Origin of the sequence: Mesorhizobium sp. M0058 (assembly GCF_040323095.1) — a bacterium.
GTDB lineage: Bacteria > Pseudomonadota > Alphaproteobacteria > Rhizobiales > Rhizobiaceae > Mesorhizobium.
In genome coordinates, this window is sequence record NZ_JAMYUQ010000010.1 from 170,099 (window position 1) to 195,194 (window position 25,096).

Genomic DNA, 25,096 nt, shown 5'->3' on the forward strand with positions numbered 1-25,096 from the left:
CCTCAAGGGGGGAGATCAGCAGTTTCTGCGCTGCCGTCCATCCTGCAACTTTGGAAGTTTGCGAAGGCCGTGGCGACATCCAATCTCCCCCCTTGAGGGGGAGATGTCCGGCAGGACAGAGGGGGGTGCGACTGGGCGCCGCCATCTCAATCATCTCAAAACGCCACCCGGTCCCCACCCTTCAGCGCCAGCATCTCCCGCGCCTCCGCCGGTGTGGCCACCTCCAGCGACAGGCCATCGAGAATGCCACGTATCCTGCGCACCTGATCGGCATTGGATTTCGCCAGCTGGCGGCCATCATAGAGACTGTCCTCCAGCCCGACGCGGACATTGCCGCCCATCGCCGCCGCGATCGAGATCAATGGCATCTGGTTGCGGCCTGCTGCCAGGACCGAGAACTGGTAGCTGTCGCCGAACAGCTTGTCGGCGATGCGCTTCATATGGATGAGATTGTCGGGATCGGCGCCGATGCCGCCGAGAATGCCGATCACGAACTGGATGAACAGCGGCCCCGACACCAGCCCGCGGTCGCGAAAATGCGCCAGCGAATAGAGATGGCCGACATCGTAGCATTCGAACTCAAAGCGCGTGCCGCAGCCCTTGCCGAGCTTTTCGAGCACGCCTTCCATATCGGCAAAGGTGTTCTTGAAGATGGTGTCGCGCGTGGCTTCGAGCAGCTTTGGTTCCCACTCGTGCTGCCACTCCCTTGGCTTGTCGAGCATCGGGAACAGCGCGAAATTCATCGAGCCCATGTTGAGCGAGCACATTTCCGGCTCGGCCCGCAGTGGTGCCGCCAGCCGCTGGTCGAGCGTCATCAGCGACGAACCGCCGGTGGTGATGTTGATCACCGCATCGGTCGCTTGCTTGATGCGCGGCAGGAACTGCATGAACACCTCAGGATCGGCGGTCGGCCGGCCGTCTTTGGGATCGCGGGCGTGGAGATGCAGGATTGAGGCGCCAGCCTCGGCCGCCGCGATGGCGTCGGTCGCGATCTGGTCCGGCGTCACCGGCAGATAGGGCGACATGGACGGGGTGTGCACCGAGCCAGTGACCGCGCAGGTGATGATGACTTTCCTCGGCGCCATTCTTTAGCCCTCAGCCTTCGACCGGCAGGTCGAGTTCGGCGGCCAGAACTTCCAGCGAATCGCCGATGATGGAAATGATCTCGCCGACCTCTTCAGCCGTGACGATCATCGGCGGCGCCACCATGAAATTGTCGCCGTCGACACCGCCCTTGACCCTGCGGCCGTAGATGATCAGCCCGCGCTCGTAGGCGAGGTCGAGCAGGCGCTGCGTGGCTTTCTTGCCCTGTTCGATCGGCCGTAGAGTTTCGGGATCGGCAACCATCTCGGCGCCGGTGAGCAGGCCTTTGCCTCGGACATCGGCGATGAACGGAAAACGCTTCGCCAGCCCTTTCAGCCCGTCCATCAGCACGTCGCCCATCGCGGCGGCATTGGCGATCAGGTCGAGGCGGTCCATCTCGCCGAGCACGGCGAGCCCGGCCGCGCAGGCGAGCGGATTGCCAGCATAGGTGTGGCCATGCTGGAAGCCGCCCGACGCCAGCAGCGGCTCGACCAGCCGCATCGGGGCGGCCAGCGCGCCGAGCGGCGCATAGCCGGAGCCAAGCCCCTTCGACAGCGCGACGATGTCGGGCTTGCAGTTCCAATGGTCGCCGCCAAGGAATTTTCCGGTGCGGCCGGCGCCGCTCATCACTTCATCATGGATGAGCAGGATGCCGTAGCGGTCGCAGATCTCGCCTATACGCGGATAATAGCTGTCCGGTGCGACGAGGGCCGAAGTCGCCGCACCGCCGATCGGCTCCATGATGAAGGCGAGCACGCTGTCCGGACCCTCGGCCTGGATCTTCTCCTCCAGCATGTCGGCATAGCGGACGCCGCGCTGCTCCATCGAAAGATTGTCGCGGTCGCGCCATGCCGTCGGCGCCGGCACGGTCGGCATCACCCGCATCATCGGTGTGAACGTTTCGGCCAGCGCATCGTCGCCGGTTATCGAAAGCGAACCCAGCGTGCCGCCATGATAGGAGGGAAAACGCGTGATAACCTTCCAGCGCTTCGGCTGGCCGGTCGCGACCGCCCATTGCCGCGCCAGCTTGATGCAGGATTCCGTCGCCTCCGAACCGCCGGAGACGAAGAAGATTCGGTCCATGCCCTCCGGCAGTTTGCCGGCGAGTTCCCGCGCCAGTTCTTCCGCCGGTTCGTTCTCGAAATGCAGCCGGTAGGCGAAGGTGGCGCGGTCCATCTGCCGCTTCATGGCGTCGAGCACGTTGCGGTTGGAATGGCCGATATTGGCGACCATCGGCCCGCTCGATCCGTCGATGAAGCGGCGGCCGTCCTGCGTCCACATATAGATGCCTTCGGCGCGGTCGATCAGCGGCCGGCGCAGGCTGGAGAGGTAGAACAGGTGCGATGGCGCGCGCGTTTCTGAACCAGTTGATGAGGGCTTCTGCATGTCAGGACTTTCCGAGGTAGCGATCGATTACATTCCTGGTCACGCGCTCGACCATCGGATCCTGCCTGAGCAGGCCGGCCACCCATTCGCAGCTTCCGGCGTGGAAAACCTCGCCCTTGCCGCGCGGGAAATTGACGATCATGCCGTTGCCGCGTTTGACCTTTTCCAGATTGGCGTCGGTCGCCTCGCCAAACAGCGTTTCGGCCGTAAAGCGGCCATCCTCGTCGGTGAGAAACTGGTCCTCGATCGGGATGTCGGCGCTTTCCTCGACCTGGCTCGCCATGCCGACGGCCAGCACCTGCAGCCCGTCAGGCGCACCGCTGTCCGGTGTCGGATAGGGCAGGCCGCCGCGGATCTCGAAATCGAGCCCGTCGACCTCATAGCCATAGACATGGCTGTCGGCGCCAAGCAGGTCGCCATAATAGATGCCGGTGCCGGCAAAGGCCCAATGCTCGGGCCGATAGACCGGAAAGCCGCGCACGCCGCGCGGTGCGCACCCGCCCCAACCGGCATAGACGCCGCGCGTGGCGTTGAGGCCGAAGGTCATTGCACCGGGACGACCGATCTCAGGCGCTTCCCAGGAATTGGTGGCGCGGGTGACGTCGCCGCTATAGGCCGGGTCTTCGGCCCGCGCCCGGTATTTGTAGCAGACCTGCCGGCGGCCTTCGTCCTCGAGCCTTGTCTGCCACATGAAATTGCCGGCAAAGCGAGCCGCATGACCGCCGCGCTCGACGTAGCTGTCGACGGCGTCCCGCATTTCCCAGGTCCAGTACTCGTCATGGCCGACGAAGACCACGCAGTCATAGCCATCGAGGATTTCGGGCGAGAAGTGCAAATCGTGCTGGCTGGCGAGATCGACGCCGTAGCCGGCGCGCTCGGCAAAGCGGAAGAAGTGGCAGTCATAGCCCGCCCAGCCGGAGGAGGTGTATTTCTTCGAATGTCCGGTGGCGTACGCCCATTCCATGTGCGGATAGCGCGGCACGGTTTTCGGCGGCACCGCGACCTCCAAGGGCACGCGCGGCGCGTCCTTGGGCAGCACGACAAAGCCGCGGCACCACGGCCGCTGCGTCGACACCATGCGCGCATATTGGTCGCGGCCAGGTCCGGTGATACCCTGATAGGCGTTGGAGCCGCCCCAGGTGTTGTAGGACAGCCAGGTGCCCGTCGCCGCCACCTGCAGCACGCGACCGGGCTTTTTGCCGGGCAGGGGCGCGACGATGATGAGGTGATGGCAATGGATGGGCTCGCGCCCGTCCGCCGTCAGCGTCAGCCGATAGGCGCCGGATGGCCAATCGTTGCCGATGCGAAATTCGAAAGACGCCTCCCAGCCGCAGCCTTCGACCGAGCACTGGTCGGGCGTATCCTGCCAGCGCGCCGAAAGCCCCGTTTGCTCGAAGACTTTTGTCTCGCTGCCGCCGTCGCGGACAATGACAATGCTGAAGCGCGGCACTGTCGAACTGACATGCAGCGTCACGGTCTCGCCGGCGCGGTAGGAAAAGCGGTTGGAATAACACCAGATCTCGCCGCGCTCGCCGTCCATTCCCGGCCATTCATAGTAATGGCCGCGCACTGCCTCGCGGCGCTGGTCGGGCGTCAGTCCGAAATCGGGAAATTCGGTCGGCAGTTGGGTCATGAACACCGGAAAAGTGACAGGCCGCCATTTCGGCCATCTGCCGGCCAAGCGTCAAATGGAAACGATCGGGCCAGCAATTGCATACGACACAATTGCTTGGCCGCTCTTGGCCGCACCTGGCAAACCGACTATCTCAGGCGAGGCGGCATTTTCCGCCTCGGGAGCCGGTATGCTGAGAGTGCAGAAGGTCAAGGTCGATGACATCTACGTGCCGACGGCGCGCAAGAAGACGCTTCATCCCGAAACGGTCCGGCACCTGGCCGAAGACATACTGGAAAACGGCATGAAGACGCCGATCCAGGTTCGCCATGACGGCAAGCGCCACATCCTGGTCGAGGGCCTGCACCGGCTGGAAGCCGCCAAATGGCTCGGCGAGACCGAGATCGACGCCTATCTGGTGCAAGCCAAGCGCCACTGAGGCGCGCGACCGATCGACAACAGCCAAACCGATCATTCTTCCGCGGATTTTTTCGCAGGGCATGTCGGCACGCGGCGTGCTCGCTCGTCCTTGGGGGGAACCTGAGGAGACCGACATGTCCAGACGAATCTATTTCGCCATTCTTGCCTCGGTCGCTGCCTTGTTTGCAGCGCCCGGCCCAGCCAATGCAGAGGAGACCAAGCCCGCCATGACCACCGAAGCAACAGCCATGCCGAAGCCGGAAAAGTCCGGCTTGCTGCCGATCGACGGCCTGAATTACTACTATGCCGTCTATGGCAAGGGAGAACCGCTGCTTCTGCTGCATGGCGGCCTTGGCACGTCGGACATGTTCGCGCCGCTGCTGCCGAAGCTGGCGGAAAACCGCACCATCATTGCCGTCGACCTGCAGGGCCATGGCCGCACCGCGCTCGGCGAGCGACCCTTCAGCCTGGAGGGGATGGGCGACGACATGGCTGGTATCGTCAAGGCGCTCGGCTATGACAAGGTCGACGTGCTTGGCTATTCGCTGGGCGGCGGCGTCGCCTTCCGTATGGCCGTTCAGCATCCCGAGACGGTGAGACGTCTGGTCCTGGTCTCGACCGGCTTCGCCGCCAATGGCTTCTATGACGAGATGCGCGGCCAGCAGGCGCAGGTGAGCGCGGCCGCCGCCGATTTCATGAAGGACACGCCGATGTACAAATCCTACGTCGCCGTCGCCCCACGTCCCGACGATTTCCCCAAACTGCTCGACGCGCTGGGCAATTTCATGCGCAAGGATTACGACTATTCCGCCGATGTGGCGAAGCTGAAGATGCCAGTTATGCTGGCCTATGGCGACAGCGACATGTACAAGCCCGAGCACGAGATCAGGTTCTACCAGATGATCGGCGGCGGGCTGAAGGATGCCGGCTGGATGCGTGAGAACCTGTCGCAGAACCGGCTGGCCATCATTCCCAATCGCACCCACTACGACGTCTTCTTCGCACCGGAGCTGACGGCCGCGGCACTGCCCTTCCTCAATGGCGAAACCAAGGTGAAGACCTGGGACGAAGTCCTCAGCGAAACGAAATAGCTTGCCTGAGATACATGCCGGCCGTCTCGAAGAGGCGGCCGGCTTTTTTGTGCCTGCGAAACCACGAAGCCCTGGCGCAGCCATTAGTCCTATCGGCGCAATCGATGGCGCCATCAGGGCTTTTCAATTGACCGAAAGGTACCTGTCGATATCATCAAGAGACCTTCAGTGTGATGGGTTCGAATGATGACGAAATACCAGGGCGGATGCCATTGCGGGGCAGTGCGCTACGGCACCGAGGCGGCGCCGCTCAATCAGCGCGTCTGCCATTGCCGGCGCTGCCAGAAGGTGATCGGCGCGGCCTTCAACGCCCGCCTTTTGTTTCGCATCGACGATGTCACCGTCGAGGGAGAGGTGGCGACGGTCAACACCTCTCCGGACCTCAAGCGCGGCTTTTGCGCCGCTTGCGGCACCACGCTGTTTTCCCGACGCGACTCCGCCGGCATCGTCGGCATCACCACCGGCTCGCTCGACGATCCCTCGCTGTTCAAGCCGGAGATGCATATGTGGACCGCCTCGAAGCAGCCCTGGCTGCAGCTCGATGACGGCCTGCCGCACCATGAAGGCGCGCCGCCTCCGAACTGACGCCGGCCTTACCGGAAATTAATCCCGAAACCACGACATAGCCGGCAAAGCGTCATTGGCGGGCCATGATTGGCTGCCTATCTATCGTCTGCGGGCCGGTATCGAGGAGACGACCGATGAGCGACAGAATCAGCACCCTGGACGAGCTTTTGAGCGATCCGATGGTCCTCCTCGTCATGGAGCGTGACCGCGTGCGCCCCGAACAGGTTCGCCTGCTGCTCGAACGTGCCCGCCGCCCGGCGGCCGACGCCGTGCCACCGGCGCATGTGGTGGCGAAAAGCTGCATGCAGCAATGGCTGGGAAGGTAAGGGCTTCCCCTTCTCCCCTTGTGGGAGAAGGTGGCCGAGCGAAGCTCGGTCGGATGAGGGGTGTTCCAGGGAACGCCAACGCCTCACTCCGCTGGAACACCCCTCATCCGTCTCGGCGCTACGCGCCGATCCACCTTCTCCCACAGGGGGAGAAGACAAGAGGGCCAATTCCTAACAACTTGATTCAAACTTTGTTGGTAATTTCTCGTTAGTAATCGAGGCCGGTTTGTCCGGCGGCGTCTGTTTGCCTTCGGTCTGTTGTGTTTTGCGTACAGGTCCAGATGCGGATTTCAGCCGTCGTCAGTTTCATGTTGGCATCGCTGTGGCTTGCCGGCTGTTCGTCCACAGCGGGCGTCGATGGCTTGCAACCGTCGAACGAGACGACCAGTTCGGTCGTGCGTCCGAGCGCGCCGGTCGCAGCGGCTCCGGCGGAGACCGCCGACCTCGCGCCGATGCGGTCCGACATGGTGGCCGACAACGCTGTGGCCGACAATGCGCCGCCCTTTTCCATGGTCGAGGAAGAAGAGGCCATCGTCGCGGGCACGCCGCAGGGGAGCACCAGACCACAGCTCGAGCCCGCCGCTCTGATGTCTGCGCCGAAGCGGTTGACGCGCGCGGCGCCGGCCATGCTGGCCTCGCCGGTCACCCGCTACGGTTTCCGCGACGCCAAGCCGATCAATTTCGGCAAGGCTTCGCCACGCTACCTTGCCGTCCACGGCGTCGACGTCTCGCGCTGGCAGGGCAATGTCAACTGGGGCAAGCTGCGTACCCAGGGCGCCAACTTCGCCTATATCAAGGCGACCGATGGCGGCGACCATCTCGACCCGATGTTCATGAAGAACTGGCGCAATGCCGACGCCGCCGGGCTGAAGCGCGGCGCCTATCATTTCTTCTACTGGTGCCGCACTGCGGGCGAGCAGGCCGACTGGTTCATCCGCAATGTGCCGAGGGTCGAAGGCGCGCTGCCACCGGTAATCGATGTCGAGTGGAACGGCGAATCTTCCTGCAAGCGGCGGCCGTCGCGGGCCACCGTGCTGGAAAAGATGAAGGTGTTCATGGACAAGCTGGAGCGCCATTACGGCCAGCGGCCCATCATCTACACCGCACCGGATTTCTATCGCGACAATCTCAAGGGTGCGTTTCTCGATTATCCGTTCTGGCTGCGCGCCGTGGCGCGGCATCCCTCAAAAGTCTATCCCGGCCGCAAATGGCTATTCTGGCAGTACTCCGGCTCCGGCCTGTCGCACGGCGTGACCGGCCGCATCGACCTCAACGTCTTCCATGGCGACGAGCGCGCCTGGCGGGCATGGGCAGGCGGGCAGACGACCGTCGCCGACGCCGATTGAACGTCAGGCCCGGTGCCGGTGCGCCTGCGCTGCCTGCCGCTGCGCCTTGGGTTGAATTTTCAGCGTCTCGCTAACGATCCGCTCACTGTGTCCTTTAGCGGTATCGCAACAGCCTTCCGGTAACGTGCCCGTGATCGGGTTTTCGGAGGGATCCATGCGCAATCCAGTTGTGGCTGTCGCACTTGCCGCCGCCGTCGGCTACGGGTTTTTCAGTTCGCTCGGCCACATGCCGGGCGGAAGTGGCGCTTCGCTGGCGGAGTCGAAGCAGAACGTCGTGTCCTATTCCACCGAGGACAAGGCGATGCAGGCCGCCAAGGACAGCGGCCGCTCGACCCTCAAGCGCTTCCACGAACTGATGGACGCCGGCACGCCGGGCACCTACACGGTAAAATTCCCGCTGACCCAGAACGGCGCCACCGAGCATATTTGGCTGCAGCTGGTGGGCTACAGCGAAGGCTCCTATATCGGCCTGCTTGCTGACGTGCCGGTCAATGGCAACAAGTACAAGATGGGCGACAGGATGACGGTAACCGAGGCCGACGTCGAGGACTGGATGATCAAGAACGGCAAGGTGATCTACGGCGGCTACACCACGCGCCAGGCGCTTGCGGATATGCCGAAGGAGCAGGTTGCAAAGTACGGGTTGACCTTCAAGGACTGAGGGTTGAGGCGCGGGCGAGTTTTATCGCGGGCCTAGAGGGCTGTCGCGCTTTTCGCGTTCGCGTATCTCTGCCGTCTGCGCCAGCACCCAGTCGCGAAACACCTTGATTTTGGGCGCGTTGCGGCGGCTCTCCAGATGCACCAGCCAATAGCCGTCGCCGTCCGATCCAAGCACGCCGAATGGCTGTATCAACTGGCCCTTTTCCAACAGGGCGCTGTAAAGGTTTTTGGTCAGGATCGCGGCGCCCTTGTCGGTTAGCGCCGCCATCGCATCATAGGCCTGCGTACCCAGTTTCGGGCCAGCGATGACGCGATCGGGCTCGAACGGCACGCCGGCAGCCTTGAACCAGATTTCCCACCAGGGATCGTCGGCACAGCATAGCGGCAGTTGGTAGAGATCCTCGGGGCGGTGGATGCCGCCGACGCTTTCGGCGAGTCTCGGGCTGAGCATCGGCGTATAGTCCGCCTTGAACAGATAGTGAGCCGTCAGTCCCGGCCAATTTCCACTGCCGGTGCGAATGCCGACATCCATGTCGCCGCGCGTGAAATCGACCAGCCCGTGCGATGTATTCACCTTCACGGCAAGGTCGGGATGCATCAGCTGGAATGTTCCAAGCCATACGGCCAGCCAGTTCGATGCGAAGGTTTCCATCGTCGTCACCGACAGCACGCCGGTCGCTCCACCCTTGGTGGCGACCCATGCGTCGGCCAGGGTCGAGAACGCGCCTGTTGCGTGCGGCGCCAGCTGCTGTCCGGCCTCGGTCAGCGCGATCTGCCTTGTTTTTCTTACGAAAAGCGGCGTTCCGGCACGTTCTTCCAGCACCTTTATCTGATAGCTGGCAGCTGATTGGGTCATGCCGAGTTCTTCGGCTGCCTTGGTGAAACTGCCCAGCCGGGCCGCGGCTTCAAAGACCCTGATGGCTCCTAATGGTGGCAGTTCCCAGCTCATGACGCATCAATCCTGCTGATGCATACTACGCGACGTTCGATTGGAAACCAAGCCCGGAAAACGGCATGCTGCATTCATCGGATCAAACCCTGGAGGATACGGCAATGACCACCACCATCGCTCTCTACAACACGCTTCGCCGGCCGATGCTCGACCTCTTCACCGCGCCGTTCAGACCTCGCAAGCACGGCCTGCTCGACCGCCGCTCGCTGTCGGATCATTTCCTCAGGGATATCGGCATGCTTGACGGACGCGTGCCTCCCGGCACCATTGGCTAAGCAAGCTCTTTGACCAGGGGAGGGAAAGATGACTGTGTTATCCGAGGATCTGGCGAAGAGCCGACAAACGATCAACGCCTATGAGGACTATGCCGAACGCTACGACGCTCTGGTGCGGCACGTTCCGAACCAAAGAGAACAGAAATGGCTGAAGCGCCTGGTGAAGATCGCCGGCAAAGGTGGCCGGATTCTTGAAGTCGGTTCGGGACCCGGATACGATGCGGACTTCGTCGAAGGGCTCGGTGTCCAGGTTCGGCGCACAGACGCAACGAAGCGGTTTCTCGAGTTGCAGGCCGCACGCGGCAAGCATGGTGAGTTTCTCGATCTCATCACCGACGATCTCGGCGGCCCCTACGACGCGGTGCTCGCATTGTGCGTCCTGATCCACGTGCCGCGCGAGCAGGCCGACCAGGTGCTTGCCAAGATTGCCGGGTCGCTGCGGCCGGGCGGCGCCTTCCTCGTCTCGATGCGCATTGGCGACGGCGAGAAGAGCGGCGAATATCATACGGTCTACTGGCGCAGGGACGACTTCGCGGCCCGCCTCGAAAACGCCGGGCTGGTTCTTGTCGGAGACGAATTCAACGTCGGCCGCGATCGCGAAGAGTGGACCACCTTTCTGGCTGTGAGGCCGTCATGACGCGCCGCGGACTGTTTTTGTTCGTGCTGCTCAGCCTCCTGTGGGGCATTCCCTATTTGTTGATCAAGCTGGCGGTTGCCGAGGTGTCGGTGCCCTTCCTGGTCTTTGCCCGAACAGCCGTCGGCGCCCTGGCGCTGCTGCCCTTCGTCCTTGTCCAGCGCAGTTTCGGATGGCTGAAGACACATTGGCGGGCGGTCGCCGCATTCTGTCTGGTCGAGATGATCCTGCCATGGGGGCTGATCACCCATGGCGAAGTCAGCATCGACAGTTCCACCGCCGGACTGCTGATTGCCATGACGCCGGCCGTAACCGTCGCGCTCTCCAAGCTGATGGGCTCGGATGAGCGGCTGGGGATACGCCGCTGGACCGGCCTTTTCCTCGGTTTTGCCGGTGTTTTCGTGCTGGCGCTGCCGACCTTGGGTGGCGGATTTCTCGCGGTCGTCGAGATTCTCATGGCCGCGGCCTGCTATGCCTCGGGTTCGATCATCGCGTCGCGCTGGCTGAACGATGTGCCGGCAACCTCGCTGACGGCAGTCTGTCTGGCAGGGGCCGCGCTGATCTACGCTGTGCCGGCGGCGTTGGCCTGGCCGGCGGCCATGCCGTCGACAACGGTGGTTGGCGCAATCCTCGGTCTTGGCGTGTTTTGCACGGCGATTGCCTTCGCCACCTACTTCTTGCTGGTGCGGGAGATCGGCCCCGAACGGGCGGTCGTCATAACCTATGTGGCGCCCGCCGTCTCCGTGGCAGCCGGCGTGCTCGTGCTTTCGGAGCCGCTCGATATCGGCATTGTCGCGGCCTTCGCGCTCATCCTGTGCGGATCATATCTCGGCACGTGGCGCGCTCCGCCAGAACCGTCCGTGTCCGCGACCTCGGCAAGTTGACCGGCGGCCGCCAGCCGCCGTCAGAAATAAGGTCGCAGGTTCTCGCGAATGCGGTCCAGCACCGTCTTTCCCGAGATATCGGCGGTGAAGGTCTTGCCTGTGATGGTCTCAAAGGCCTGCGTATAGACACGCGACGTCTGCTCGATGAGTTCGGCGGGGATTTTCGGAATACGGTCCTTGTAGGGATCGCAGCGCGCGGTTACCCAGGCGCGAATAAAGTCCTTGTCGAAACTTTGCGGCCGCTCGCCTGCCTTGAAACGCTCTTCATAGCTTGCCGCAAGCCAGTAGCGGCTTGAGTCGGGCGTATGGATTTCATCGGCAAGGATGATGGCGCCATCCTTGTCCGTGCCGAACTCGTATTTGGTGTCGACTAGGATCAGGCCGCGCTTGGCGGCCAACGCTTTGCCGCGCGCAAACAGCGCCAGCGCATAGCGCGAGACGGTGTCCCATTGCTCTTCCGACAACAGGCCGCGCGTCAGGATCTCGTCACGCGTCAAGGGCTCGTCATGGCCGCCATCGAGCGCCTTGCTGGTCGGCGTGATGATGGCCTGCGGCAGCTTCTCATTGTCGCGCAGTCCGTCCGGCAGGCGGATGCCGTACATATCGCGTTCGCCGTTCTTGTATTTCGTCAGCACCGAAGTGCTGGTGGTGCCGGCGAGGTAGTCGCGAACGACGATTTCCACCGGCAGAATGTCGAGCCTGGTGCCGACGACGACATTGGGGTCGGGATAATCGAGCACATGGTTGGGGCAGATGTCCGCCGTTTCCTCGAACCAGTAGCGCGCCGTCTGGGTCAGCAGTTCGCCCTTGAGCGGGACAGCGGTCAGGATCACATCGAAGGCGCTCAGCCGGTCGGTGGCGATGATGATGCGGCGGCCATCCGGCAGATCGTAATTCTCGCGGACCTTGCCTTTGTAGTGGTTCGGGAGTTCCGGAATGAAGGCATCCGAGAGAACGCGCAGTGCTGTCATCCTGGTCTCATGGCTCCTAACAGTTTGGGCGACTCTTAACAAAGTTGGCGGGGCTTCGATACCCGAGGAAGGGCGGTTCGTCCTTTGCGAATAATCAAGACATTGCCTTCGCCGTGCTATCTATTTGCAGCTTCCTGCACTCCTGGGGGACGCGGTGGACGTAGAGCTCAAATTTCTGATTGTCGGATTTGCCTGCGCGATCGCGGGTGGTCTGTCGTTCATCACCTTCGTCAAATGGCGCGAGGTGCAGGCGATGAGCCACTGGCTGCCGGCGCCGGGCAAGATCATCTCGTCGCGCGTCGAGGCGCGTGAAGTCAGAAGGTCGGGCGTCGGCTCGGACAGCAGCGACACCACCGAGATGCGCAATTTTCCGGCGATCACCTTCGAATACAAGGTCGGTAAAAAGAAATATCAAAGCTCGCGCTACAGCGTGAAGGAGAATCTGGGGAATTTCGAAGTCACCGAAACCCTGGCGCAGTTTCCCACCGGCGCTGAAGTGACCGTCTTCTACAATCCGGCCGATCCGGGCAAGGCCGTGATCGAACGCACCCTGCCGGACGGCGCCTTCAAGTTCATGGTCAAGCTCTCGGCCTGGCTGGTGATCGGCACGGTGGTGTTGGTGTTTTCGCTCGGTGGCGTGCTGGAGGCGATCCGGCCGCACCTGCCCAAGCCGCAGAACCTCGGCGCCGGAGCGCTGCTGCTGTTCATGGGCCTGATGATCCTGCGCATGGCCTTCGTCCAGAAGTCGCTTGCCGAGCAGGCGGCAAAATGGCCGGTCGCGCCCGGCCGCATCGATTCCTCCGGTCTGCAGGCGCTACGAAACTACAGCGGCCATCGACGCTGGAGCACCGTCTTCAAATCCCGCATCGTTTACAGCTACGGCGTCGCCGGCCAGCGCTACACCTCCGATCGCGTAACCTTCGGCGCCACGGTCACCGCTTCAATGCCCGGCCTCGTCAGCGGCCAAGGGCGCAGCTATGCCGAGGGCGGCAAGGTCGACGTGCATTACGACCCAGCCAACCCCGCCTCGGCAGTGCTCGAATGCAGGGTGCGCGGGCTTTGGCTGCTGTGGGTCTGTTCGGCCGCGTTGCTGGGCGGCGCGGCGTGGCTGGTCGGTTTTATCTGAGGCGCCCACTTTCATGACAAGACATCCAATGATCGTCCGCAGGCTGGCTGTCGTTTCCCTGGCTCTGCTCGGCGCCGTGCAGGCAGCGAGCGCAAAAGAATGTCTGCTCAGCCATGCCACCTACCGCGAGCCGCGTTCGGGCGCGGTGATGCAATTCCGGCCGCTGAACAATGAGCCGGCGGCACTGACGGCCGAAGTGTTTTCGGTGACTGTGCCCAACACCGGCACGCGCTTGCCGGCCGACATCACCTGGACCAATGGCAAAAATTCGCTTCCGCTCGGCACCATCCACCACGCCTGCACCGACGACGACCGCGAAGCGGGGCTGGAGGATGGCAGCGGTCTCTGCCGGATATGGATGGGCCAGGTCTATGCCTTGACCGGAGGCGGCGCCGAGCAGCTGAATTCGCGCGAAGCGACACCGGCGCCGAAAGGGCTGTTGCTGCCCGATTTCGGCGCGGGCTTCACCGAATTTGCCGATTTCGCCAATGCCAAATCCGGACGGCTCGGCGTGGGACGCCTTCACATTGACAGGATGCAGCGATGAATAGCGCCATGAGATCAATTGTCTGGATTTGCGTGCTGTTTGCCGCCGCGGCGATATCAGCCGCTGCATATGCGGACGAGCCGTCGCCGTCGCGCCCGCCGATCGACAAATGCGTCTGGGAAAAACTGACCGACAAGACGGTCGGCCTCGCCGCCTGGGTGCAGCGATGCGATTTCGGCTTCCGCCAGATCCATTTCGAATTCGTCGGCGGCGCACTCGCCATCAAATACAGCGATGGCGGCGCGCCCGATCCGCTGGTCGAGGTGTTCGACATCAAATCGGGCGAAACCGCCGAGGCCGCGGTGCTGCGCCTGTTGCTGGAAAAGACCGACAAATCAGTCAGCGCCCGCTGCGTGCTGGCGCCCTACACCGAGGGCACCGTGCCCGCCGGCGTCAAACGCTACACATTCAGCCCTGATGCTGCCTATGCCAAAGAGCTGAAAGCGGTGGTGAGTGATGACGTTCCCGAACCACCCTGCGGCGACTGGGGCGAAATGCCCGACGGCATCCAGTACTTCGAGGTGCCGGCGGGCGAGGGGCACAAGCTGCTGTTTGTGCGTGCGGGGCAGGACGAGCCGTTGTTTGACGAGCAGACGCTGCGGGTGCCGGGATAGGATGTTGTCCTGAAGGCTACCGCTTATGCCTCTACATATTCCGCGAGACTGATTCCTTTGGGTACCTCCAGCCCATCGGCGCGCAAGCCCTCGATGTGAAAGCGTATAGCGTCGCGAATTTCGATTTCTACTTCTGGCACGGTAGCACCAGTTGCGATGCAGCCGGGTAGGTCCGGCACATAGGCAGAGAAATTGTTGCCTGCTTTTTCAATCACCACCGCGTAACGCATACAATCACTCCTTCAAACCGGACTGCTTGAGGATGCTGTTCAGTGTTCCTGGCGCAACCTCTTCAGACGGTTTGCCGGCCACGGTGACGCGGCCGGCTTTGGTTTTGTGCTTATATTGGCGATGGCTGCCCTTGGTTGCAACCAGATACCAACCGTCGGTCTCCAGCAGGCGAATGACTTCGCGGACTGTAAGCCGAGGCGGCATGAGTTCTCAGCTGCACCCGCTCGTCGAGCCGCAGGTATCGCACTTCTCGCAGGTGCCGTTCCGCACCATGGTGAAGTTGTGGCATTCCGAGCATTCGTTGCCGGTGTAGCCTTGCATCAAGGATTGCTGACGGCGCGTGGAGGCAAGCGCCTTTGCCTCGGCCGCTTCTTTCGCTGCTTCGTCGGTGAACAACCCGGTGGGGTCGGCAGCCTCCTCGGAAACAATATCTTCGACCAATTCCTTGGCTCGCTCCTCATAGTCGCGCTTGTAGGCGATGGCTTCGTCGCTTGCTGGTTTAAGCGCCAGCACATTGGAGCCTGAGAACGCAGTTGGGGTGACCCGGGCAGGGGCCGCGGCAGGTGATCCGGCAAAACCCTTGGGTTCGCCACCTAGGCCAGACACCAACTTGACCGGCGAGGCGCCGCGGGTAAGGCCCTTCGAGAACGGCGTCGCCTTGCCTTCGTTGATGCCGCGTCCGAGCGCCGTCTTGTCGAAATCCGACTGGTCGACATGGGCGAGGTCGTGGCGGCCGAGGTAGGACACGGCGAGTTCGCGGAACACGTAGTCGAGGATCGACGTCGCATTCTTGATCGCGTCGTTGCCCTGCACCATTCCGGCCGGCTCGAACTTGGTGAAGGTGAAGGCCTCGACGAATTCCTCGAGCGGCACGCCATATTGCAAGCCAAGCGAGATGGCGATGGCGAAGTTGTTCATCATCGCCCGGAAAGCCGCGCCTTCCTTGTGCATGTCGATGAAGATCTCGCCGATGCGGCCGTCATCGAATTCGCCCGTGCGCAGGTAGACCTTATGGCCGCCGACCACCGCTTTCTGGGTGTATCCCTTGCGGCGGTTCGGCAGTTTTTCACGATCGCGATAGAGACGTTCGATGACGCGTTCGACGATCTTCTCGGTCACTTGCACGGCGCGCTGTGAAGCGGGCGCCGCGATCAACTGCTCGACCGCGTCGTCCTCGTCGTCCTCGCTGTCGGCGAGCAGCGACGAATTGAGCGGCTGCGACAGCTTCGAGCCGTCGCGATAGAGCGCGTTGGCCTTCAGCGCCAGCTTCCACGACAGCATGTAGGCGCCCTTGGCGTCTTCCACCGTCGCATCGTTGGGCATGTTGATGGTCTTGGAGATGGCGCCGGAGATGAAAGGCTGTGCCGCCGCCATCATCTGGATGTGGCTGTTGATGGACAGCGAGCGCTTGCCGATCTTGCCGCACGGGCTGGCGCAGTCGAACACCGCGAGATGCTCGGCCTTGAGGAAGGGCGCGCCTTCCAGGGTCATCGCACCGCAGACATGGATGTTGGCGGCTTCGATGTCCTTCCTGGAGAACCCGAGCGCCGGCAGCATCTCGAACGAGAAGTCGTTGAGCTGCTCGTCGGTGAAGCCGAACGTCTCCTTCACCCAGTCGGCGCCCAGCGTCCACTGGTTGAAGACGAACTTGATGTCGAAGGCCGACTTCAGCGCCGCATTGAGCGCCGCGATCTTGTCGTCAGTAAAACCCTTCGCCTTGAGCGAGCCGGGGTTGACCGCCGGCGCCTGGTTCATGTTGCCGTGGCCGACAGCGTAAGCCTCGATCTCGGCGAGCTGGCTCTCGGAATAGCCCAGCGTGCGCAGCGCTTCCGGCACGGCGCGGTTGATGATCTTGAAGTAGCCGCCGCCAGCGAGCTTCTTGAACTTCACCAGCGCGAAGTCGGGCTCGATGCCGGTGGTATCGCAATCCATGACCAGGCCGATCGTGCCGGTCGGCGCAATCACGGTCGCCTGCGCGTTGCGGTAGCCATGCTCTTCGCCGAGTTCGATGGCGCGGTCCCAGGCAGCCTTGGCGTGCGTGGCCAATTCCTGCTGCTTCAGGTCGGACGCGACCAGCGGCACCGGATTGACGGCGAGTTTCTCGTAGCCCTGTTTCTCGCCATAGGCGGCACGGCGATGGTTGCGCATGACGCGCAGCATGTTCTGCGCATTGCGGTCGTAATCGGCGAAGGCGCCGAGCTCGCCAGCCATCTCGGCCGAGGTGGCATAGGCAGTGCCGGTCATGATGGCGGTGAGCGCTGCGCAGATGGCGCGGCCCTCGTCGGAGTCATAGGGAATGCCGGACGTCATCAGCAGGCCGCCAATGTTGGCATAGCCGAGGCCGAGCGTGCGGTATTCGTAGGACTGCTTGGCGATCTCCTTCGACGGGAACTGCGCCATCATCACCGAGATTTCGAGGACGACGGTCCACAGCCGCACCGTGTGCTCGTAGGCGGCGATGTCGATCGTGCCGTCGGCATTGCGGTAGGGCAGCAGGTTGATCGAGGCCAGGTTGCAGGCCGTGTCGTCGAGGAACATGTATTCCGAGCACGGATTGGAGGCCCGGATCGCACCGGCCGAAGCGCAGGTGTGCCAGTCGTTCATCGTCGTGTTGAAATGCAGGCCCGGATCGGCCGAAGCCCAGGCGGCGTAGCCGATCTTTTCCCAGAGGTCGCGTGCCTTCAGCGTCTTCAGCACCTTGCCGTCCTTGCGGGCGGTCAGATGCCAGTCGGCGTCGTCCTCGACGGCGCGCAGGAAGTTGTCCTTCAGCGACACCGAATTGTTGGAGTTCTGGCCGGAAACGGTGAGGTAGGCGTCGGAATCCCAGTCGGTGTCGTAGGTCTTGAACGACATCGCGGTGTAGCCCTGCTTGGCGAACTGGATGACGCGGTAGATGTAGTTCTCCGGCACGGCCGACTTCTTGGCCGCCTTGATCTCGCGCTTCAGCGCGGTGTTGATCGACGGGTCGAAGCAATCGTCATCATGGCCTTCGCAATTGATGCAGGCCTTCATGATCGCTTCGAGATGTTTTTTGACGATCTTGGAGCCGGTGACCAGCGACGCCACCTTCTGCTCTTCATTGACCTTCCAGTCGATGAATTCCTCGATATCGGGATGGTCGGCGTCGACAATGACCATCTTGGCCGCACGACGCGTGGTGCCGCCCGACTTGATTGCGCCCGCCGCGCGGTCGCCGATCTTGAGGAAGCTCATCAGGCCGGACGAACGGCCGCCGCCCGACAGCTTTTCGCCTTCGCCGCGCAGCATGGAGAAATTGGAGCCGGTGCCCGAGCCATATTTGAACAGACGCGCTTCACGCACCCACAGGTCCATGATGCCGCCTTCGTTGACGAGATCGTCCTGCACGCCCTGGATGAAGCAGGCATGCGGCTGCGGATGCTCGTAGGAGGACTTCGACTTGGTCAGCTTGCCGGTGAACGGGTCGACATAATAGTGGCCCTGGCTCGGGCCATCGATGCCGTAGGCCCAGTGCAGGCCGGTATTGAACCATTGCGGCGAGTTCGGCGCAACGCGCTGGGTGGCGAGCATGTAGGCGAGTTCGTCGCGGAAGGCGCTGGCGTCTTCTTCCGACTTGAAGTAGCCGCCCTTGTAGCCCCAATAGGTCCAGGTGCCGGCCAGCCGGTCGAAGACCTGGCGGGCGTCGATTTCGGAACCGTAGCGCTCGGCTTCCGGCAGCTTGGCAAGCTCGGCCTCGTCGGCGACGGAGCGCCACAGGAAGGAGGGGACGTCGTTCTCCTCGACCTTCTTCAGGCGCGCGGGCACGCCGGCCTTGCGGAAATACTTCTGCGCCAGGATGTCGGCGGCAACCTGCGAGAACTGCGCCGGCACATCGATATTGTCCAAGCGGAACACCACCGAGCCGTCCGGATTCTTGATCTCCGAAAGCGCCTTGCGGAATTCGATCTCCGCGTAAGCTGATTGGCCTGGCTTGGTGAAACGACGCTCGATGCGCATTGGTCCGGTCCCTTTTGTCTATATATAGCGCTTTTCCCCGGGGATTTCTGCCCCCAATGCGAAACGCGCATGTCCGCCGTCTGCCGGCGTTCGAAAACACCGGCTCTCCTTGTGGCAGTCTTCGTCGCCTTGCTGGTCGAGCTTCTTACGAAGCCGCTGTTCCAACTCTGCGCCGAACCCTGCGGGTCCCTCAAAACTGAATTTTTCCTCGATTCCCTCGACCGAGGGAAATTCACACTATCTAGCGTCGAACCTGCCTGCAAACACTAAATATAGTGTTAACAGACAATTTATTCCAGTCCGACAAATCTCCCTTTTCGCTCCCGAAGCCCCCACGATCCAACGCTTCCGCCAGCCTCGTAAACAGGCGGAAATCATGGCCAAAACGCACAAAATCCGGGAAAATGACCGGGCTCGAAACTCTCCGGTCGCGCCCTCAACAAGAGCACATGGCACATAAAAGGCGACTCGGTTTGCGTCGTCAAGGATTCGTTTGCGTAGCTTTTGTGACCCCAACATCTTGTGTGTCACATATGTGGATAACGGGGACAAAAAGCGGCTGAGGAAAGCCCGATTCTGCCGGCGTGGACCGCTGGTGAGCGGTTCACCCGAGACAGGCCCGGCCGGATTCTGGCTCACAGCCTTTTCATTTTAGCTGGCGTGCATTATGTCTTTGGCGTCGCGCGGGGGCGCGTCTTGTCAATTCCAAGAGCATCCGTTACGCCCCGCCCATGACAGTTACCGTCCGTTTTGCCCCCTCACCAACCGGCCGCATTCATATCGGCAATGCCCGCACCGCCTTGTTCAACTGGCTGTTTGCCATGAACAACAAGGGCCGTTTCATCCAGCGCTTCGACGACACAGACATTGCCCGCTCGAGGCAGGAATTTTCCGACGCCATCCTCTACGACCTGCACTGGCTGGGGATTTTTCCCGACGCCACCGAATACCAGTCGCGGCGCTTCGAAACTTACGACGCGGCGGTGGAGCGGCTGCAGAGAGCCGGCGTTGTCTATCCCTGCTACGAGACCCCCGAAGAACTCGACCTGCGCCGCAAGGTGCGCCGCACGCGCGGCCTGCCGCCGGTCTATGGTCGCGAGGCGCTGGCGCTTTCGCAGCAGCAGATCGCCGAATACCGGTCGGACGGGCGCCGGCCGCACTGGCGCTTTCTGCTGCCGAATTTCACCAGCGATCCGCTGCAGCCCGAACGCACCGAAGTGCACTGGAACGATCTGGTGCGCGGCGAGGAAACCGTCGATCTGGCCTCACTGTCCGATCCGGTGCTGCGGCGCGAGGACGGCACTTATCTCTACACGCTGCCTTCGGTCGTCGACGACATCGAGATGGGGGTCAGTCATGTTATCCGCGGCGACGACCACGTCACCAACACCGGCGTGCAGATCGCGCTGTTCAAGGCATTGGGCGCCGAGCCGCCTGTCTTCGGCCACCACAATCTCTTGACCACGGCCTCGGGCGAGGGCCTGTCGAAGCGCAGCGGTGCGCTGTCGATCGAAAGCCTGCGCGAGGAGGGCATCGAACCGATGGCTGTGGCTTCGCTGGCCGTCCTTGTCGGCACCTCGGAAAATGTCGCGGCGGTGCATGACATGCCGGCACTGGCCGCGCGCTTCGATCCCGCCGCTACGTCGAAATCGGCGGCCAAATTCGACCCGGACGAGCTGTTCGTGCTCAATCGTGCGCTCATGCACCACATGCCGTTTTCCGAGGCGCGGGATCGGCTGATCGTGCTCGGCATCTCCGGCGACAAGGCCGAGCCGTTATGGCTGGCGGTGCGTGGCAATCTCGACCGGCTGAGCGACGCGGTCGGCTGGTGGCGTATCCTTGCCGACGGCCCGCAGCCCGCGCCGGAATTTTCCGACGAGGATCGCGACTTCCTGCAGCAGGCCTTCGACCTGTTGCCGGAAGAGCCGTGGACCGGAACGGTGTGGAAGGACTGGACGGCCAGGATCAGGGAAGCCAGCGGCCGCAAGGGCAAGGCGCTGTTCATGCCGCTGAGACTGGCGCTTACCGGACTTGCTTCCGGGCCGGAGCTTGCAGATCTATTGCCGCTGCTGGGTCGGGAAGGAACGTTGGCCCGACGACCCTGACCTTGCGCTGGTCCGGCGGGATCAGCGACACCGGCGACACCACCGGTTTGACGGCAAGGCGCTTGATGGCAGCGCGGTCGAGCCCGCCTTGTACGTTCGCCAGCGTCTCCGGATCCGCGCCCGGATCGGGTTTGGCCGCCGGCACCGGAATGAATGGCGTTGTCTCGGTATCAGGCTGCGATTGCTCGGGCGGTGGCGGGTTGCCGCCGATGATCTCGAAATTTCCGGCCTGCGCATTGCAGCCACAAGCCAGCGGCCGCGACATGTTGGGCTGTTTGTAGAGATAGGCGGTCGGCAACTCGCTGTAGGGCCTGCCGGTCACCGACGACGTCATGTTGGCCGAATCGTCTTCCATGCCGCGCGAATAGAACACCTGCATTTCGGTGCCGGGGCAGCTCGATTCGCAATTCTTCTGGTCGCGCTCGAAATCGCCGAGCGAAGCCGAGTTCGACATCGGGAAGAAATAGCCGTCGCAGGTGCGCACGCAGCTCGTATGGAACTCGCCGCCGACCGTCGGGAAATCCGGCACGCCGGGCTGATTGAGCACCCGGCGCACATTGCGCTCCTCGCCGGGATCATCGGGCTGATCGAGCGTGTCGATCTGCCGGTTGCCGCCGAAAAGCTGGTCGAACAGATTGCCGTCGTCGGGTTCGCGGCTGGCTTCCTGCAGCGGCTCCCGGCGCGGCGCGGGCTCGTCGCGGCAGCCATTGGCGTCGAGCGCGGCCAGGATGCGGCCGCGGTCGCCCCGCGAGCCGCCGGCAAGCTGCGCGCGCTTGGCTTGCAACGCATCGAGATTGGCGTTCATGCGATCGATGCTGCTGTTCAGCGCAGCACATTGGCTGACATTGCGCGAAAACAGCGAAAACCCGCAATTCGCATCGCTCGCACGACCGCGCACCTTTGATAGCTGTTCGAACTGGCGGGAGATGGCCTTGTCATACTTCCGCACCATGCTGGAATTGCCGCCGCCATTCGATGAAGAAGCAAGCTCGGCTTCCAGTTGACGGCAAACGCGGGAGGCGGCCTGCGTTTCAGTGGTGGCGACGGCCGAAAGCACAAGCGCGCCGAGCAGCGCAGCCAGGTGCTTCAGCCTCCATCGTCCGCCCGTCATTGCCCGAACCCCGCTTGCCTGCCTGTCTACCGGATTCGCGGTTAACCGTTCCCTCAATCTACAACCAAAGATGGTCTTAGCCCATAGAGGCGTTGCAGGAGGCGTTTGGATAGGGCGGCAACTGTGCGATCTCACCGCTGCATGAAAAAGGCGCAATCGCCCCGGAATTATCCCACGATCCAGCAATGCCCCGGGGACCTGGCATGACCGCGATTACCCGTCGAACCGCACTGCAGTTCGGCCTCCTGTGCCTGGCGGCGCCCGCCGCCCGGGCGCAGGAAAATCCAGCCGCTCCGGACTGGCGCAGCAAATTGGTCGAAGCCGCGCGTGAGCAGATCGGCGTCACCACCTTCTACGACCCGGCCTATGTCCGCCTCGGCTATCCCGGTGGCGACGTCGCGCCGGATAGGGGCGTGTGCACGGATGTCATCGTGCGCGCCTATCGCCGCGCCTTCAATCTCGACCTGCAGAAACTGGTGCATGAGGATATGGCCGCCAATTTCGCCGCCTATCCCAAGACCTGGGGTCTGAAAGCGACCGATCGAAACATCGACCACCGACGGGTCGGGAATCTTGCCGCATTTTTCGGGCGCAAGGGAGTTTCCTTGCCCGCCAGCGAGTATCCTCCCGACTTTCAGCCGGGCGATATCGTCACCCAGATGCTGCCCGGCAACCTGCCGCACATCGTCATCGTCTCATCCGAACGCACGGCGGACGTGCCGGAACGAGCGCTGGTCATCCACAATATCGGGTCGGGCGCCCGCGAGGAGGACACGCTGTTCGCCTTCAAGCAGACCGGGCATTACCGCTTCGCGCCTGCGTGAGAAACTCAGCCGAAATGAACCACCGCCTGCGCCTTGTGCGCCGCCTCGACCACCGCCAGCGCCGTCATATTGACGACGCCGCGCGACGTCACCGACGGCGTCAAAATATGCGCCGGCTTGTCGGTGCCAAGCAGGATCGGACCGACATGCAGCGCATCCATCATCGTGCGCAGCGCGGTCAGCGTGATGTTGGCGGAGTCGAGGTTGGGGAACACCAGGAGATTGGCTTCGCCCTTCAGCCGCGAATGCGGATAGACGCGCTGGCGCAGATGCTCCGACAGGGCTGAATCGGCATGCATCTCGCCGTCGCATTGCAGGTCGGGCGCAACGCGCGCCAGGATCGCCGCTGCCTGCCGCATCTTCAGCGCGCTGGGAGAATCGCGCGAGCCGAAATCCGAATGCGACAGCAGCGCCGCCTTCGGCTCGATGCCGAAGCGCTGGATTTCCTCCGCCGCCAATATGGTCATTTCGGCGATTTCCTCGGCCGTCGGGTCGACCGAGACATGGGTGTCGGTGAGGAAGATGATGCCGCGCTGCGAGATTAGCATCGACAGCGTCGACAGGTCGCGGTCCTTGACGCCCGCGCGTGGTCCGATGACCAGCGTCACATTGCGCAGATGCCGCTCGAAACGGCCCTCGAGGCCGCAGATCATGGCGTCGGCGTCGCCGCGTTTGAGGGCCAGTGCCGCAATCACCGTATTGTCGGTGCGCACCATGGTGCGCGCGGCCTCCGTCGTCACGCCGCGCCGGCCGGCAAGCTCGATCAACAGGTCGACATAATGGCGGTAGCGCGGATCGTCTTCCGGGTTGATCAGGCCGAAATCGACGCCCGGCTTGATACGCAGGCCGTAGCGCTTCAGCCTGACCTCGATGACGTGCGGGCGGCCGATCAGGATCGGCTCGGCAATGCCTTCCTCCAGCACCACCTGGGCTGCGCGCAACACGCGCTCATCCTCGCCGTCGGCATAGATGACGCGCTTGGCGGTCGACGCCTTGGCCGACGAAAACACCGGCTTCATCACCAGGCCGGAGCGGAAGACGAAGCGGTTGAGCTGGTCGATATAGGCGGCGAAGTCGGTGATCGGCCTTGTCGCGACGCCGGTGTCGCAGGCAGCCTTGGCCACCGCCGGCGCGATGCGCAGGATCAGGCGGGGATCGAAGGGCGAGGGGATCAGGAAGTCGGGTCCGAAGATCGGCGTCTCGCCGGAATAGGCGCGGGCGGCGACGTCGGATGGTTCCTCGCGGGCAAGGGCAGCAATTGCCCTGACCGCGGCCATCTTCATCTCCTCGTTGATGGCGCTGGCGCCGCAGTCCAGCGCACCGCGGAAGATGTAAGGAAAACAAAGCACGTTGTTGACCTGATTGGGAAAATCGGAACGGCCGGTGCAGATCATCGCGTCGGGACGGGCGGCGCGCGCGACCTCCGGCATGATCTCGGGATTGGGGTTGGCCAGCGCCAGGATCAACGGCTTAGGCGCCATATGATCAAGCAATTCCGGCTTCAGCACGCCGGCGGCCGACAGGCCGAGAAAAACGTCGGCGCCAAGGATCACATCGGCCAGCGTGCGCGCCTCGGTGTCCTTCACATATGGGTCTTTCCAGCGATCCATCTCGTCGGTGCGGCCCTTGTAGGCGACGCCGAAGCGGTCGGTGACCCAGATATTCTCTACCTTGGCGCCAAGCGAGACCAACAGGTTGAGGCAGGCGAGCGCTGCCGCACCGGCGCCTGAGGTGACGATCTTGATGTCGGAAATGGTCTTGCCGGCGAATTCCAGCCCGTTGAGCACCGCGGCGGCGACGATGATGGCGGTGCCATGCTGGTCGTCATGGAAGACGGGAATGCCCATGCGGGCCTTCAACTGCGCCTCGACCTCGAAGCATTCGGGCGCCTTGATGTCCTCGAGATTGATGCCGCCGAATGTCGGTTCCAGCGCCGAGATCGTCTCGACCATGCGCTCTATGCCCGGCGCGTCGATCTCGATGTCGAAGACGTCGATGCCGGCGAATTTCTTGAACAGCACCGCCTTGCCTTCCATCACCGGCTTGGAGGCGAGCGGGCCGATATTGCCGAGGCCGAGAACGGCCGAGCCGTTGGAGACGACGCCGACAAGATTGGCGCGCGCCGTGTAGTCGGCGGCGGTCGCCGGATTGTCGCGGATTTCGAGGCAGGGGGCGGCAACACCAGGCGAATAGGCCAGCGCCAGATCGCGCTGGTTGCCGAGTGGCTTGGTCGCCTGGATCTCGAGCTTTCCCGGCCTTGGATGCTTGTGGAAGTAGAGGGCGGCTTCGTCGAGGTCCGAACGTGCCGTTTTCTTGTTCTCGCCTTCCATGCGGCCGCTCCCTCAAACCTGCTTTG

Annotated in this window: 25 protein-coding genes; 14 read left to right on the plus strand and 11 right to left on the minus strand. The window is 62.9% G+C overall.

Annotation, left to right across the window (positions count from 1 at the left end; all coding sequences use genetic code 11):
- Nucleotides 1-155 precede the first annotated feature (155 nt).
- From kce to NKJ75_RS18975, 3 genes are read right to left on the minus strand one after another with little or no spacing between them, the layout of a single operon-like run.
- A complete protein-coding gene (gene kce / locus NKJ75_RS18965) occupies nt 156-1,085 on the minus strand; it encodes a 3,5-dioxohexanoate:acetyl-CoA acetone transferase (RefSeq protein WP_023739367.1) in 930 nt (309 codons plus the stop codon).
- Between the two features lie 10 nt (nt 1,086-1,095).
- Nucleotides 1,096-2,469, minus strand: coding sequence for an aminotransferase family protein (locus tag NKJ75_RS18970; protein ID WP_023834156.1), 1,374 nt, complete (start codon nt 2,467-2,469; stop codon nt 1,096-1,098).
- A gap of 1 nt (nt 2,470) precedes the next feature.
- Complete coding sequence (locus NKJ75_RS18975) at nt 2,471-4,102, minus strand: N,N-dimethylformamidase beta subunit family domain-containing protein (protein ID WP_352500037.1); 1,632 nt, start codon at nt 4,100-4,102, stop codon at nt 2,471-2,473.
- Nucleotides 4,103-4,271: 169 nt separating this feature from the next.
- Here NKJ75_RS18975 and NKJ75_RS18980 point away from each other — a divergent pair, with 169 nt between their 5' ends.
- The 5 genes from NKJ75_RS18980 to NKJ75_RS19000 all read left to right on the plus strand — a co-directional run bounded on the left by NKJ75_RS18980 (nt 4,272) and on the right by NKJ75_RS19000 (nt 7,831).
- On the plus strand, nt 4,272-4,520 hold the full coding sequence (locus NKJ75_RS18980) for a ParB N-terminal domain-containing protein (RefSeq protein WP_008875526.1): 249 nt from the start codon (nt 4,272-4,274) through the stop codon (nt 4,518-4,520).
- A gap of 115 nt (nt 4,521-4,635) precedes the next feature.
- A complete protein-coding gene (locus tag NKJ75_RS18985) occupies nt 4,636-5,592 on the plus strand; it encodes an alpha/beta fold hydrolase (RefSeq protein WP_023756447.1) in 957 nt (318 codons plus the stop codon).
- Between the two features lie 186 nt (nt 5,593-5,778).
- The gene (locus NKJ75_RS18990; protein WP_023684918.1) at nt 5,779-6,177 is read left to right on the plus strand and encodes a GFA family protein; all 399 of its coding nucleotides are present in this window, start codon (nt 5,779-5,781) and stop codon (nt 6,175-6,177) included.
- Between the two features lie 116 nt (nt 6,178-6,293).
- A complete protein-coding gene (locus NKJ75_RS18995; protein ID WP_023669058.1) occupies nt 6,294-6,485 on the plus strand; it encodes a hypothetical protein in 192 nt (63 codons plus the stop codon).
- Nucleotides 6,486-6,766: 281 nt separating this feature from the next.
- Nucleotides 6,767-7,831: a glycoside hydrolase family 25 protein gene (locus NKJ75_RS19000; RefSeq protein WP_023825095.1), complete on the plus strand. Its 1,065-nt coding sequence runs from the start codon at nt 6,767-6,769 to the stop codon at nt 7,829-7,831.
- 3 nt (nt 7,832-7,834) lie between these two features.
- Here the strand turns inward: NKJ75_RS19000 and NKJ75_RS19005 are convergent, their stop codons facing one another.
- A complete protein-coding gene (locus NKJ75_RS19005) occupies nt 7,835-7,987 on the minus strand; it encodes a hypothetical protein (protein WP_155923882.1) in 153 nt (50 codons plus the stop codon).
- On the opposite strand from NKJ75_RS19005, the gene NKJ75_RS19010 reads away from it, so the two are divergent.
- Nucleotides 7,986-8,492, plus strand: a complete 507-nt coding sequence (locus NKJ75_RS19010; RefSeq protein WP_023700830.1) for a DUF2314 domain-containing protein — start codon at nt 7,986-7,988, stop codon at nt 8,490-8,492. The genes NKJ75_RS19005 and NKJ75_RS19010 overlap by 2 nt on opposite strands.
- A 21-nt stretch (nt 8,493-8,513) precedes the next feature.
- Here the strand turns inward: NKJ75_RS19010 and NKJ75_RS19015 are convergent, their stop codons facing one another.
- On the minus strand, nt 8,514-9,440 hold the full coding sequence (locus NKJ75_RS19015) for a LysR family transcriptional regulator (RefSeq protein WP_023731194.1): 927 nt from the start codon (nt 9,438-9,440) through the stop codon (nt 8,514-8,516).
- Nucleotides 9,441-9,544: 104 nt separating this feature from the next.
- On the opposite strand from NKJ75_RS19015, the gene NKJ75_RS19020 reads away from it, so the two are divergent.
- The 3 genes from NKJ75_RS19020 to NKJ75_RS19030 are packed head-to-tail and all read left to right on the plus strand — an operon-like array spanning nt 9,545 to nt 11,236.
- Nucleotides 9,545-9,718: a hypothetical protein gene (locus NKJ75_RS19020; RefSeq protein WP_196813891.1), complete on the plus strand. Its 174-nt coding sequence runs from the start codon at nt 9,545-9,547 to the stop codon at nt 9,716-9,718.
- Between the two features lie 28 nt (nt 9,719-9,746).
- On the plus strand, nt 9,747-10,355 hold the full coding sequence (locus NKJ75_RS19025; protein WP_023694158.1) for a class I SAM-dependent DNA methyltransferase: 609 nt from the start codon (nt 9,747-9,749) through the stop codon (nt 10,353-10,355).
- Nucleotides 10,352-11,236 (plus strand): DMT family transporter, encoded by an 885-nt coding sequence (locus NKJ75_RS19030; protein ID WP_023697600.1) that lies wholly within the window; start codon nt 10,352-10,354, stop codon nt 11,234-11,236. The genes NKJ75_RS19025 and NKJ75_RS19030 overlap by 4 nt, the downstream gene beginning before the upstream one ends.
- 20 nt (nt 11,237-11,256) lie before the next feature.
- On the opposite strand, the gene NKJ75_RS19035 is transcribed toward NKJ75_RS19030, so the two are convergent.
- The gene (locus NKJ75_RS19035) at nt 11,257-12,198 is read right to left on the minus strand and encodes a phosphoribosylaminoimidazolesuccinocarboxamide synthase (RefSeq protein ID WP_031239324.1); all 942 of its coding nucleotides are present in this window, start codon (nt 12,196-12,198) and stop codon (nt 11,257-11,259) included.
- 163 nt (nt 12,199-12,361) lie between these two features.
- Between NKJ75_RS19035 and NKJ75_RS19040 the strand changes: the two genes are divergently transcribed.
- From NKJ75_RS19040 to NKJ75_RS19050, 3 genes are read left to right on the plus strand one after another with little or no spacing between them, the layout of a single operon-like run.
- Nucleotides 12,362-13,333 (plus strand): DUF3592 domain-containing protein, encoded by a 972-nt coding sequence (locus NKJ75_RS19040; RefSeq protein ID WP_023750756.1) that lies wholly within the window; start codon nt 12,362-12,364, stop codon nt 13,331-13,333.
- A 13-nt stretch (nt 13,334-13,346) separates the two neighbouring features.
- Nucleotides 13,347-13,880 carry a hypothetical protein gene (locus NKJ75_RS19045; protein ID WP_245271257.1) on the plus strand — a complete coding sequence of 178 codons (534 nt, stop codon included), beginning with the start codon at nt 13,347-13,349 and terminating at the stop codon, nt 13,878-13,880.
- A gap of 8 nt (nt 13,881-13,888) precedes the next feature.
- Nucleotides 13,889-14,494: a hypothetical protein gene (locus NKJ75_RS19050; protein WP_023709748.1), complete on the plus strand. Its 606-nt coding sequence runs from the start codon at nt 13,889-13,891 to the stop codon at nt 14,492-14,494.
- 23 nt (nt 14,495-14,517) lie between these two features.
- Here NKJ75_RS19050 and NKJ75_RS19055 read toward each other — a convergent pair whose 3' ends face one another.
- From NKJ75_RS19055 to NKJ75_RS19065, 3 genes are read right to left on the minus strand one after another with little or no spacing between them, the layout of a single operon-like run.
- On the minus strand, nt 14,518-14,724 hold the full coding sequence (locus NKJ75_RS19055; protein ID WP_023669048.1) for a type II toxin-antitoxin system HicB family antitoxin: 207 nt from the start codon (nt 14,722-14,724) through the stop codon (nt 14,518-14,520).
- 4 nt (nt 14,725-14,728) lie between these two features.
- On the minus strand, nt 14,729-14,929 hold the full coding sequence (locus NKJ75_RS19060; RefSeq protein WP_023669047.1) for a type II toxin-antitoxin system HicA family toxin: 201 nt from the start codon (nt 14,927-14,929) through the stop codon (nt 14,729-14,731).
- Nucleotides 14,930-14,935: 6 nt separating this feature from the next.
- Nucleotides 14,936-18,700 carry a vitamin B12-dependent ribonucleotide reductase gene (locus NKJ75_RS19065; RefSeq protein WP_023745995.1) on the minus strand — a complete coding sequence of 1,255 codons (3,765 nt, stop codon included), beginning with the start codon at nt 18,698-18,700 and terminating at the stop codon, nt 14,936-14,938.
- Nucleotides 18,701-19,431: 731 nt separating this feature from the next.
- Between NKJ75_RS19065 and gltX the strand changes: the two genes are divergently transcribed.
- Complete coding sequence (gene gltX, locus NKJ75_RS19070; protein WP_023834153.1) at nt 19,432-20,805, plus strand: glutamate--tRNA ligase; 1,374 nt, start codon at nt 19,432-19,434, stop codon at nt 20,803-20,805.
- Here the strand turns inward: gltX and NKJ75_RS19075 are convergent.
- Entirely contained in the window at nt 20,723-21,916 is a 1,194-nt protein-coding gene (locus NKJ75_RS19075; protein WP_023745997.1) for a DUF2865 domain-containing protein, read from the minus strand. The genes gltX and NKJ75_RS19075 overlap by 83 nt on opposite strands.
- A 203-nt stretch (nt 21,917-22,119) precedes the next feature.
- On the opposite strand from NKJ75_RS19075, the gene NKJ75_RS19080 reads away from it, so the two are divergent.
- On the plus strand, nt 22,120-22,740 hold the full coding sequence (locus NKJ75_RS19080; protein ID WP_023745998.1) for a DUF1287 domain-containing protein: 621 nt from the start codon (nt 22,120-22,122) through the stop codon (nt 22,738-22,740).
- A gap of 5 nt (nt 22,741-22,745) precedes the next feature.
- On the opposite strand, the gene NKJ75_RS19085 is transcribed toward NKJ75_RS19080, so the two are convergent.
- Nucleotides 22,746-25,070: an NADP-dependent malic enzyme gene (locus tag NKJ75_RS19085; RefSeq protein WP_023745999.1), complete on the minus strand. Its 2,325-nt coding sequence runs from the start codon at nt 25,068-25,070 to the stop codon at nt 22,746-22,748.
- Nucleotides 25,071-25,096 lie beyond the last annotated feature (26 nt).